This window comes from bacterium, from assembly GCA_035419245.1.
GTDB lineage: Bacteria > Zhuqueibacterota > Zhuqueibacteria > Residuimicrobiales > Residuimicrobiaceae > JAKPUX01.
The window spans coordinates 1-9,421 of sequence record DAOLSP010000034.1; the positions used below are offsets into that span (position 1 = coordinate 1).

The 9,421-nt window shown below is 60.4% G+C and carries 26 protein-coding genes; 24 read left to right on the forward strand and 2 right to left on the reverse strand.

Annotated elements, in window-relative coordinates:
• Positions 1-145: 145 nt before the first annotated feature.
• Together PLH32_17795 and PLH32_17800 are read right to left on the reverse strand one after the other, a co-directional pair.
• Positions 146-544, reverse strand: coding sequence for a hypothetical protein (locus PLH32_17795; GenBank protein HQJ66463.1), 399 nt, complete (start codon positions 542-544; stop codon positions 146-148).
• Between the two features lie 216 nt (positions 545-760).
• Positions 761-988: a hypothetical protein gene (locus tag PLH32_17800; GenBank protein ID HQJ66464.1), complete on the reverse strand. Its 228-nt coding sequence runs from the start codon at positions 986-988 to the stop codon at positions 761-763.
• A 93-nt stretch (positions 989-1,081) separates the two neighbouring features.
• Here PLH32_17800 and PLH32_17805 point away from each other — a divergent pair, with 93 nt between their 5' ends.
• From PLH32_17805 to PLH32_17920, 24 genes are all read left to right on the forward strand, one after another.
• The gene (locus PLH32_17805) at positions 1,082-1,438 is read left to right on the forward strand and encodes a helix-turn-helix transcriptional regulator (protein HQJ66465.1); all 357 of its coding nucleotides are present in this window, start codon (positions 1,082-1,084) and stop codon (positions 1,436-1,438) included.
• Between the two features lie 72 nt (positions 1,439-1,510).
• Positions 1,511-1,942 carry a hypothetical protein gene (locus tag PLH32_17810; GenBank protein HQJ66466.1) on the forward strand — a complete coding sequence of 144 codons (432 nt, stop codon included), beginning with the start codon at positions 1,511-1,513 and terminating at the stop codon, positions 1,940-1,942.
• A gap of 5 nt (positions 1,943-1,947) precedes the next feature.
• On the forward strand, positions 1,948-2,223 hold the full coding sequence (locus PLH32_17815; protein ID HQJ66467.1) for an HNH endonuclease signature motif containing protein: 276 nt from the start codon (positions 1,948-1,950) through the stop codon (positions 2,221-2,223).
• 90 nt (positions 2,224-2,313) lie between these two features.
• On the forward strand, positions 2,314-2,508 hold the full coding sequence (locus tag PLH32_17820) for a hypothetical protein (protein HQJ66468.1): 195 nt from the start codon (positions 2,314-2,316) through the stop codon (positions 2,506-2,508).
• A 1-nt stretch (position 2,509) separates the two neighbouring features.
• Positions 2,510-2,680, forward strand: coding sequence for a hypothetical protein (locus tag PLH32_17825; GenBank protein ID HQJ66469.1), 171 nt, complete (start codon positions 2,510-2,512; stop codon positions 2,678-2,680).
• A 2-nt stretch (positions 2,681-2,682) separates the two neighbouring features.
• Positions 2,683-3,066, forward strand: a complete 384-nt coding sequence (locus PLH32_17830) for a hypothetical protein (protein HQJ66470.1) — start codon at positions 2,683-2,685, stop codon at positions 3,064-3,066.
• Positions 3,063-3,542, forward strand: a complete 480-nt coding sequence (locus PLH32_17835) for a hypothetical protein (protein HQJ66471.1) — start codon at positions 3,063-3,065, stop codon at positions 3,540-3,542. The genes PLH32_17830 and PLH32_17835 overlap by 4 nt, the downstream gene beginning before the upstream one ends.
• Positions 3,539-3,769: a hypothetical protein gene (locus tag PLH32_17840; protein ID HQJ66472.1), complete on the forward strand. Its 231-nt coding sequence runs from the start codon at positions 3,539-3,541 to the stop codon at positions 3,767-3,769. The genes PLH32_17835 and PLH32_17840 overlap by 4 nt, the downstream gene beginning before the upstream one ends.
• Before the next feature lie 2 nt (positions 3,770-3,771).
• Positions 3,772-3,912, forward strand: a complete 141-nt coding sequence (locus PLH32_17845; protein HQJ66473.1) for a hypothetical protein — start codon at positions 3,772-3,774, stop codon at positions 3,910-3,912.
• A complete protein-coding gene (locus PLH32_17850; GenBank protein ID HQJ66474.1) occupies positions 3,909-4,205 on the forward strand; it encodes a hypothetical protein in 297 nt (98 codons plus the stop codon). Before PLH32_17845 ends, PLH32_17850 begins: the two co-directional genes overlap by 4 nt.
• Positions 4,202-4,423, forward strand: coding sequence for a hypothetical protein (locus PLH32_17855; protein ID HQJ66475.1), 222 nt, complete (start codon positions 4,202-4,204; stop codon positions 4,421-4,423). Before PLH32_17850 ends, PLH32_17855 begins: the two co-directional genes overlap by 4 nt.
• Positions 4,420-4,761, forward strand: coding sequence for a DUF5664 domain-containing protein (locus PLH32_17860; protein HQJ66476.1), 342 nt, complete (start codon positions 4,420-4,422; stop codon positions 4,759-4,761). The genes PLH32_17855 and PLH32_17860 overlap by 4 nt, the downstream gene beginning before the upstream one ends.
• Positions 4,758-5,411, forward strand: a complete 654-nt coding sequence (locus PLH32_17865; protein HQJ66477.1) for an HNH endonuclease signature motif containing protein — start codon at positions 4,758-4,760, stop codon at positions 5,409-5,411. The genes PLH32_17860 and PLH32_17865 overlap by 4 nt, the downstream gene beginning before the upstream one ends.
• The gene (locus tag PLH32_17870) at positions 5,408-5,728 is read left to right on the forward strand and encodes a hypothetical protein (protein ID HQJ66478.1); all 321 of its coding nucleotides are present in this window, start codon (positions 5,408-5,410) and stop codon (positions 5,726-5,728) included. Before PLH32_17865 ends, PLH32_17870 begins: the two co-directional genes overlap by 4 nt.
• 2 nt (positions 5,729-5,730) lie before the next feature.
• The gene (locus PLH32_17875; GenBank protein HQJ66479.1) at positions 5,731-5,934 is read left to right on the forward strand and encodes a hypothetical protein; all 204 of its coding nucleotides are present in this window, start codon (positions 5,731-5,733) and stop codon (positions 5,932-5,934) included.
• On the forward strand, positions 5,931-6,392 hold the full coding sequence (locus PLH32_17880; protein HQJ66480.1) for a hypothetical protein: 462 nt from the start codon (positions 5,931-5,933) through the stop codon (positions 6,390-6,392). Before PLH32_17875 ends, PLH32_17880 begins: the two co-directional genes overlap by 4 nt.
• Positions 6,389-6,652, forward strand: a complete 264-nt coding sequence (locus PLH32_17885; protein HQJ66481.1) for a hypothetical protein — start codon at positions 6,389-6,391, stop codon at positions 6,650-6,652. The genes PLH32_17880 and PLH32_17885 overlap by 4 nt, the downstream gene beginning before the upstream one ends.
• 34 nt (positions 6,653-6,686) lie before the next feature.
• Positions 6,687-6,920, forward strand: coding sequence for a hypothetical protein (locus tag PLH32_17890; protein HQJ66482.1), 234 nt, complete (start codon positions 6,687-6,689; stop codon positions 6,918-6,920).
• A gap of 100 nt (positions 6,921-7,020) precedes the next feature.
• Complete coding sequence (locus tag PLH32_17895) at positions 7,021-7,215, forward strand: hypothetical protein (protein HQJ66483.1); 195 nt, start codon at positions 7,021-7,023, stop codon at positions 7,213-7,215.
• Between the two features lie 78 nt (positions 7,216-7,293).
• Entirely contained in the window at positions 7,294-7,512 is a 219-nt protein-coding gene (locus tag PLH32_17900; protein HQJ66484.1) for a hypothetical protein, read from the forward strand.
• A 427-nt stretch (positions 7,513-7,939) separates the two neighbouring features.
• The gene (locus tag PLH32_17905) at positions 7,940-8,632 is read left to right on the forward strand and encodes a site-specific DNA-methyltransferase (protein HQJ66485.1); all 693 of its coding nucleotides are present in this window, start codon (positions 7,940-7,942) and stop codon (positions 8,630-8,632) included.
• 79 nt (positions 8,633-8,711) lie between these two features.
• A complete protein-coding gene (locus tag PLH32_17910) occupies positions 8,712-8,924 on the forward strand; it encodes a hypothetical protein (GenBank protein HQJ66486.1) in 213 nt (70 codons plus the stop codon).
• On the forward strand, positions 8,924-9,250 hold the full coding sequence (locus PLH32_17915; GenBank protein HQJ66487.1) for a hypothetical protein: 327 nt from the start codon (positions 8,924-8,926) through the stop codon (positions 9,248-9,250). Before PLH32_17910 ends, PLH32_17915 begins: the two co-directional genes overlap by 1 nt.
• On the forward strand, positions 9,228-9,421 hold a 194-nt coding region (locus PLH32_17920), incomplete at its 3' end, for a hypothetical protein (GenBank protein HQJ66488.1). The genes PLH32_17915 and PLH32_17920, both read left to right, overlap by 23 nt.

Consider the following 9,421-nt stretch of genomic DNA (forward strand, 5'->3'; position numbering starts at 1 on the left):
GTGCGAATTACCCGCGCAAGGGATGGCTGGGGAGGACCCGCAACACCGGATTGCACCGTGTTGGTGCACAGCCTCAAAAATCGACGAAGCCGGCGTGATCGCGGCCTCTATTGCCAATGGGGGACGGGGCGTGGGCATGGGCTGGTCAGGCGACGGAGCGGATGGTCTGCTTCGCCTGCAGGGTATCGATGCGTGAGGCCATGAGCATGAGCTGCTTGCTGGCCTCGACGAACTCACGCTGTAGCCTGGCCACCTCGTCCTCGGGTTCGACCGGGACGGGGCTGGCGTAGCCTGACGAGTGGGCCAGGTAGGACATGGCGGCATGGCAGCCGACCTCATGACCCAGGCGCAGGATGTAGCACACCTGGTCGGGCGTGAAGCGCTCGCGGCGGTCGTGGTTGAGGCAGTCGCGGACCTTACCGGCGGCATGCTCGACCGGCAAGTCGGGGAACAGCCGGGCACCGACTGCCTTGTTACCGCCGGCGGCGATGATCACGTCGCGCAGGGCGTCGTTGATGGTTTCGTGGTGCAGGCTCAGTTGCATGATGACTCCCATGTCCGTGAATCACGGACAGCCGCGGACAGACCAAAACGGCCAAAAAAAATAGGCTGGGCTCGGCAACACACCGAACGCAGACCGGACAGACAACGACTGAATAAAAAGCCCGGGCGGAACAGCCCCGGGAAAACAGCCGGCAGTTCCCTTACCGACTGTGTAGACGACGTGAAAACAATTGATGACAAGCTGGCGATAGCCATATCAGGCCGCCTCGAAATGCTCTGGGCTTCCCGCCGCTGGCTGATAGATCATGTCCATGGTCAGATCGCCGCCCGATTTAATAACCAGTTCGCGGGCCTGATCTGGACGCGGGGTGCGCTCGCCATAGCGCCAGCTCGAAACGGTGCGCGGCTTGACGCCGTAGCGCAGGGCGAAGACATCGATGCCGATGGCGGCGATGTATTCCGGAAACGTGGAAATTTTGTCCATGCCGCCATTTATCCACATCATGTGGATTTGTGCAAGCATTTTGTACACGAATGGTTGATAGCGCTACTCCACGGTGCGAATTACCGTTGAATCATGGACACCCGAGAAGAATCCGGGCGGCGCATTGCCGCCATTCGAAAAGCCCTCGACCTGACCCAGCGCGAGGTCTGCGACCGCGTGCCCGGCCTGACCAACACCCGCTTGTCGAACTGGGAAAAAGGCCTGCGCATGATTTCCGTTGATGAAGCCAAGCGCCTGGCCGCTGCCCTGAAAACTTCGGCCGGCTACCTCCTCACCATCGACGATGACCCGGGAGATCCGCGGCTGCAGTCACTGGTTGCCAAGTACAAGCTGCTCGATGAGCGCGGCAAGCAGGCCCTGCATCGCGTTGCGGAGGCTGAATGCGATTACATAATCGGCGATAGTCAAAAAGACGAAAGAGCCGCCTGAACACATTGACTGGCCGCAGTTCGCCATCCGTATTAGTATTGCCAATGGGATATATTCAGAAGGTAATATTTCATGGACTACGCTATTGTCTGGGCCGTACTCTCAATCGCCGTCGCGTTCTTCGCCCATCAGCGCGGCCGAAATGGGGCCGGATGGCTGCTCCTGGCCCTGCTCATCTCACCCTTGCTGGCCGTGATTCTCCTCGCGCTGATGCGCGATCTACGGTCGACTCCATCAGCCCAGGCCAATACACCGGCAGCGCCACGCCGAAAGCTCAGGCGCTGCCCCTCGTGCGCCGAAGACATCTATGCCGAGGCCACGCGCTGTAAACACTGCGGCGTTGATCTCGATCCTCTCCCCAGTCTTCCACCGGAAACCCCCGAGCAGCTCGTCGCCCGATACGGCATCCGCCGCGAAGCCGGACAATACATCTATGGCAAGTACCGCTACAACGACCGCGACGAAGCCATCGCCGCCGCCCAAAAAGACCACGCCGACGACTGATCGGCATGCGCCCGGTCGTCATCCTGGTAATAATCGCCCTGCTCGCCGGCTGTGCCACGCCGCCCCATCGAAGCAATGCCGCCCGCCACGCCTTCGCCCGCAGCCACCCCTGCCCGGCCACCGCGCAACCCAGCCTGCCCTGCCCGGGCTGGATCATTGACCACATCGAACCCCTCTGCAGCGGCGGGCCGGACACCCCGGCCAACATGCAGTGGCAAACCGTTGCCGACGCCCTGAAAAAAGACATCGAAGAACGTCGCGCCTGCCGGGCCGCCCGCTGATCAAAAAATAATTCACCAATCGTGGATTTTGTTGTTGACGTACTCCACCATACGTGGAATTATGAACGCACCAATCCACGGAGCGTTGATATGTCAGCCCAAACCCAGCACCCCCTACTCATCGAATCGCGCCGCATCGCCCGATTGGGCGGTTGCATGGTTTGCGAGAAAAACGGCGAATTCCGCGTTTACCGCAAGACGCCAGACCGCCCGGTCTATCTCGGCAGCCGGACCAGCCCCGAAACCCTGCGCCGCTTCGTACAGCGCCTGACCACGGTGGCCTGACATGAACTGGCTACCCACCCGAATTTACGAATGGCTGCCGACGATCTACGTCGTCGCTGGCTCCCTGCTCGCCGCCTACGGCCCGGGCAGCATCGGCAAACCATCCGCCCTGCTGCTCATCTGGACCGGCTGCGCGGTTTTCAACATGCGTCTCAATAACCGGAGGGACTGACCATGAACCTGTTCGAAAAAAACATGATCGAGATCAAAGAAGAAGCGGCGCGCAAGCAAAAAGGCCTGATCGCTGCCCGTGGCCGCATTGCCGAGGCCGAAGCGCTGGCCGCTGAAATATGCGCCGCCGTCGGCGAACGAGAATATATGCGGCCGGCGGCGGGCTGCATAACCGTCCATGGATGCGGCGAAACCAATGTCCGCGTGCTGGTTCTTGACAACCACGACCAGGTCAGGAAATCGCTTCGCTCCATGGGCCTGACTGTGGTTTCAGAAGGTCCGCACAACCCGGGAAGCGACGTCACGTCGATCATCACGCTGCAGGGTTTCGATGTGCCGCTCCATATGTACATGGAGCCGGAAGCCGTACTCAAGGAGGCCGCATGACAACGACCCAAACAACAACCGCCCCGGAACTTCTGATCATTGCCTACCGACCCAGCAAGGGTTGCAAGCAATACGTCTTCCGGAGCTATGAAGAATTTGCCGCGTGGTGCGCCAGAAAACCCTATTGCAACGAGCGAATTGGCGCGATAGTGGCGGTCGACCGCCGAGAAGTTGCGCGGCTTGACTGCATGGCCGGGTTGGCAGCCACAGAGGCAAGACACGCGTCCGAACATGCGGTAGCGGCATCGAAGACTGCAAAATCACTCGCGAATCAACTGCTCATTCAGGTAGCCGGCGAATCAAGCGACGCGGCCTACTGGATGATCAGTGCATTGAGTAAGCTGGTTGATGTTCAGCCATCAATGACAGCGGCCAAATTCCTCGAGTTTGCTTCGGCCGCCATGCCGGAAGCCGCTGAAGAATACCGGGCTTACGCCAACAAAACAAACGGCATATTCGACGCGGAGGCCGCATGAACCGCCTCCTCAACCTCATCCGCCGCGCCGGTCTGTGGCTGGCTATTTTCGCCCTGGATATCCAGATAGAAGGAACCACCAAGGCCATGCAGATGGTGCGCTGTCCGCTGACGCTGGGCCGCATGGAGATTGCCCGCCATGTCACCCGCGCCGAGCGTACCCGCCTGCGTGGCGAGTACAACGCGACGCTGCCGGTTGGCCAGCGGCGTACCTGGTCGATGGCTTGATCATGTCCGACTCGCTCACCAACCTCATGCGCCAGGAGCGCGAAGAAGCCGAGCACCGCATGGCCGGGCTGGTCTTTGCCATCGCCTGCTCGCTGTGCAGCCTGGCCGGCGCCACCATCACCTACATCGTGCTCATCAAATGACCCCATTTGCGACAACCCAAGCCGGGAGTGGGGATATAACCCCGGCCGCCGCGCATTGCGCCACCTCCCTTGCAAGTCGTTTCTCGGGCAAGGGCGCGGCCGATATCGAGCCAGCAAAGCCGGATGATTCGCCGGCGGCGCTGTGCTCTGTCGAGACGGCTGCCCTGCGCTGGGATTTGCGCCGGGCCCATGCCTACATCGGCCTGCTCGAAGAACTGCTCGACGAAAAGTCATCAACCATCGCCGCCCTGCATCAGCAGATCGAGAATTTTCACCGGAGCGGCGGGCAATGAAACAGCAACCGCCCAGCCTGCCCATCCCGCCCGAATGGCAACGCTGCCTGGGGGCCGGACTCTACCAGGGAGACACCTGCCACCGGGCCGACGACTGCGCCCGTTACCTGACCCTACCCCATGACCAACCGGCCATCACCCCGATGCACCGCGCCTGCAGCTCGGAACTGATGGTCATGCACCTGCCGATGGCAGGATTTTCGGAGGAAACAGAATGATGAAGATCGAAACCGACCCCACTGGCCTGGCACCAAACCAGCCCGGGGCGAAGCTGGACGCCGGAAAAAATCGGCTGGGGCTGGTGATATTCGGATTTTCGCGGGCGCTGCAAGAGGTGGGCCGGGTTGGCACCTATGGCGCCAACAAATACACCGACAACGGCTGGGTTGATGTGTCGAATGGCGAGCAGCGCTACACGGATGCCATGCTGCGCCACCTGTTGCGCGAGGCCACCGGCGAGGAATTCGACCCGGATACCGGGCTGCTCCATGCCGCACACGCGGCCTGGAATGCGCTAGCGCGTCTCGACCTGCTCTTACGGGATCCGCAGCTGTGAAAACCGGCCGCTCCCCCCAATACTGGACGCCGGAAGAGATCGCCATCCTGCGCGAACTCTACCCCTGGATGCGCTCGGCCGACATCGGCGCCCGCCTTGGCCGTAGCCGCACCATGGTGCTCGCCAAAGCCTGGGCCATCGGGCTGCGCAAGACGAAAGAGGCCATCTCCGATATGACCGAAAAGGCCATGGCCGACCCCAATCACGGCGGGCGGCGCAGCCAGTTCAAGGCCGGCGAAGAGCCCTGGAACAAGGGCCAGCACTACAGCCCGGGCGGCCGCTCGGTCGAAACCCGCTTCAAGCCAGGCCAGGTCGCCGTCAATTGGGCGCCGATCGGCACCGAGCGCCTGAGAACCGACGGCTACCTTGAACGCAAGATGACCGACACCGGCGTCACCCGCCGTGATTTCGTGCTGGTCCATCACCTTGTCTGGCGAGCTGCTGGCCGAGACATCCCGCACAACCATGTCGTCACCTTCAAGGACGGCGACAAAATGAATTTCGACCTCGACAACCTCGAGCTGATCAGCCGCGCCGACAACATGCGCCGAAACAGCGTGCACAACTACGGCCCGGAAATCGCCTCGCTCTATCAACTGCAGGGCGCCATCAAGCGCCAGATCAACAAACGGCAAGGAAAATCCAAATGAGCCAGACCATAGACGACCTGCGCAGCACCCTGTTCGAGACGCTGGCTGCCCTGCGCGACAAGAAAAACCCGATGGACATCGAACGCGCCCGGGCGGTTACCGACGTGGCCCAGTGCATCGTCAACACGGTAAAAGTCGAAATCGACCACATGCGTATCACCAACGGCAGCGGCACCGGTTTTATTCCGGGTCAGATCAAACCCACGCCGCCGGCCCTGCCCGGCAACACCACCACGACCCTGACCGGCGCCGGCAGCAAGACCGTCACCCAGCTCGGCAACGGCGCCACCATCACCCGTCACAAGATGGGCGGCTGAACATGTCCTACCTCCTCAACAACACCAGCGCCCAGGATCTCGACTCGACCATCCGCTGCGCCAACACCAACGGCCGGCCGTTCGACCGCGAGCGGCTGGAAGCCTCGCTCTGCGACGAGCGCACCAGCGCCGGCCCGCGGGTGACCATCATCAAGCTGCTCGAGCGGGAAATCAAACGGCAGGCGAAGGCGGGAGCAGCGAAATGAACCGCATCCAACGCCGCCACCGTGCCGTCTGCGATCAATTCAAGGCCGGCAAACACAAGCCACCGACCCGGGCCCAGGCGCGGGCATGGCTGGCACCGATCCGCAAGGCCTTCGTCGAGATGCTCTCCGGTGAGGTCGATTCCTACCGCGGCTATGCCATAACGCGGATTAACCACGCCGACAACGACTTTGCCCGAATCGACCATGCCGCCAATGGCTTCGTCGCCCTGATCGAGCGCCTGATGCCCGACTTCGACCTGACGCCAATCCGGCGCATCAGCAAAAAACTCGATGCCGGCATCCTGCTCGAAGCAAAGGAAGTGCACGAGGCGCTGGCCCTGCTCAAGCGCTGCGAAGACCGGCTGATCAAGTTCAAACGCAGCGACCTGACCGATGCGGCCAACACCGAAATGATCAACATCGAGCTCGAACGCATGGGCATCAAGGAGGCCGCATGATCGCCGGACAACAGCAAACCGGCACGCTGGCCAACAGCATCATGAGCGCCCGCTGCTTCGAACCCTTCGCCGTCACCACCCGCGATGGCCGCCCGGCCCGGATCGCCATCATCGACGACCAGGGCAACATCATCGACGCTGGCGACGCCGTGGCCAAAGAAGCCTGGAACGTGATGGTCGCGGTTTATAAAAACTACCTGGTCGGGCAGGGGCATGTTCGGGTTTTTGGTGGGGCTCACCAGCCAAATCACATAGCATAGTGATTTTTAGATGTGAAAATTTTGAGGAGACGCCATGAACATTAAGCATGGCAGCGGCAAGACAGAATATGGACCGGGGGTAGATATTGAGCTTACCGGAGACGAAGTGGCGGTGGCTGTTGATGCCTACCTAGTTGCGCATGGCGTGTATGTCAGAGGTCCGCGCACGATCAGGGTGAACGGTGAGCTTATTGATGGCGGGCACGTGTATGTTGATCCATCCGGGTTCGTCGTTGCAGATGGTCATAAGATTTCTGGTAGCGGATAACGCAAAGCTAACCGGCGATGGCAAGCACAGCTTGACCGAGTCCAGTGAGCAAAGCGAACGGGGTTGAGCGACGGGTTAGCGAACACAGGAGAAGCGAAGAATGAAAATGATGCAGCAGGAAACCACATTTAGCCCAATATCGATTGTGTGCGAAACGCTTGAGGAAGCCGAGGCGCTGTGGGATTTGGCGCGCTTCACGGACTGCACAGGAGAGCCTTTGAGCGATGACGCCAGACGCATGGCGATCAAGATCAGCAATTGGTTCAGTAATGACGCTCAACTTTGTGGGCGCTAACGATAGAAATAAGCGGCCGAGCGTCAGCGAGGTCGCGCCTTAATTGACTGGTTAAGTGCCACGGCACGGAGATTGGAAATGACAGACACAGTAATCATTCATGGCCCGCAGGCTTGCGGGAAAACGCGGAATGTTCAAAAGCTCGCAGAAAAGTACCAATGCGAAACGGTGGTTGATGACTGGATGTTTTGCATGCCGCTAAAAGAGAACGCGCTGCACCTTACGTTCGAGGAACCCCCGAAAGGCTTTAAGGGCGCTGCAGTTGTTGATTTCGACACAGCGATGAAAGGCACTTAACGCCGTAGTTCAGGCGAGCGGCTCACAGACGTTAAACCAAGGCACGGCGGCATGTTCCGCTTCGCCTGCAACGGAGAGTTAGACATGCTGGCGAGAAAGCAGGCCATTGTTGATGCGTTTTACAAACAACACGGGCCATGCTGCGCCGGTTGTGACTGGTGGCGGTGGTACAACTCGGTGGCCGGTGAGTGCATCAGAACTGCGCCTGTGTCTGGCTCTGAGCGCGTTGCAATGCTCGGCGTGACAGGCTCTAGCCTTCCGCTCGGTGCCGGCCACATCATGACGCTGCGTGACCACGTTTGTGGTGAGTTTAGAGACACTGAAAACCAGACGACTAACGCATAGCTAAGGGGCGCGACGCGGCTTTATCGCGGCGCGTCCCGCTTGAGCGACGGGTTGGCAGGCAAAACGTAACTACGGAGTGATGATGGCTGAGAAAGTGACAATCGGGAATTGCGAACTGTGGCACGGAGACTGCCGCGAAGTGCTGCCGCTGCTGCCGAAGCATGACCTACTGCTGACGGACCCGCCCTATGGCATTGGCGAGGATGGCGGCAGGTTCCGCGACCGCAAGGGCGGCGGCCACCGCGTGCTTGAGCGCATGGGGTGGGATGGCGAGCGCCCGCCAAGCTGGCTATTCGGGTTGATGCAGGAGAAGGCAGACGCGGTCGTGATTTGGGGCGGCAACTACTTTGCCGACTTGCTGCCGGCCTCAAAGGGTTGGCTGTACTGGAACAAGCTGATGGGCGGCGACTTCTCGGACGGCGAGCTGGCCTGGACGAACCTAGACCGCGCCCTGCGGCACTTTCAGTATTGCAACAAGGAACACGGCAAGGAACACCCAACACAAAAGCCTGTGCCATTAATGGAATGGTGCCTGAGCTTCGCTCCTGATGCACGGACGGTTTGCGACCCGTTCATGGGCAGCGGGACAACCGGAGTGGCATGCGCCAGGATGGGTTTGCAGTTCGTCGGTATCGAGCGCGAACGCAAATACTTTGACATAGCCTGCCGCCGAATAGAGCAAGCCTACGCACAGCCACGGCTGTTTGAGGACGCAAAAGTCGGCGCTGGCGATACGGCGGTGCAGGGCGACATGCTTTTGCCTGCCAACGCCTGAATTAACCGGCTGGCCGGCTTTTCGGCCAGTCCGGGTTGAATGATTTGTTGGGCGTCAGCGCCCGGATAGGAAGACGACGATGAAAACTGCAAATGCCAGATACCGCGCCAAAGTTGGCGGAAGCAGCATTGACATGGAAGCGCCTGAACTGCCGCTGGACTTGCACAAACTGATTGTGTGGGTGATGCACAGCGAAAACGCGGCATACCTGCTGCCCGAATACCAAAAGCTGCGACAGCAAGAAACTGAGCGGGACGAATCGCAGCGCACCCACTGCGGGCAGGACATCTGATGAGCGAATACAAAAGCATGTTTGAACAGGCAGTGCGTACGCTGGCTGCGATTGACAAGGCGCTCGGGATCGGCGACGACGGATGCGGCGACCCGGAGCAGACGATTTATGCGATTGCCGACCTGAAAGCGGCGGCTACGCGTGGCGAGGCGCTGGCTCAGTCTGTGATGGCCGACCACGGTAACAACCGCGAGCCGCTGACGAGCAAGCAGATCAGGGCGCTTGAGGTGGAGGTAGCAGGTAGCGTGCTGCACAACCACCCGACAGATGCCGAAGCGTTTGCACGGGCCATTGAGCGGGCGCATGGGATTGGTACTCAACCATGAAAACCTGTCAGACCTGCAATGCCAGCCACAAAAATACCGTGGGTCGGGTATTGCGCTGCATGGGCTGCGTAGCCACGCCGCAGGGCAATACCCACTGGCGACCAATGCTGCCGACCAACGCAGAAATAACCGGCGGCTGAAAGCCGTCCGGTTGATTGACGGGTTAGCCGG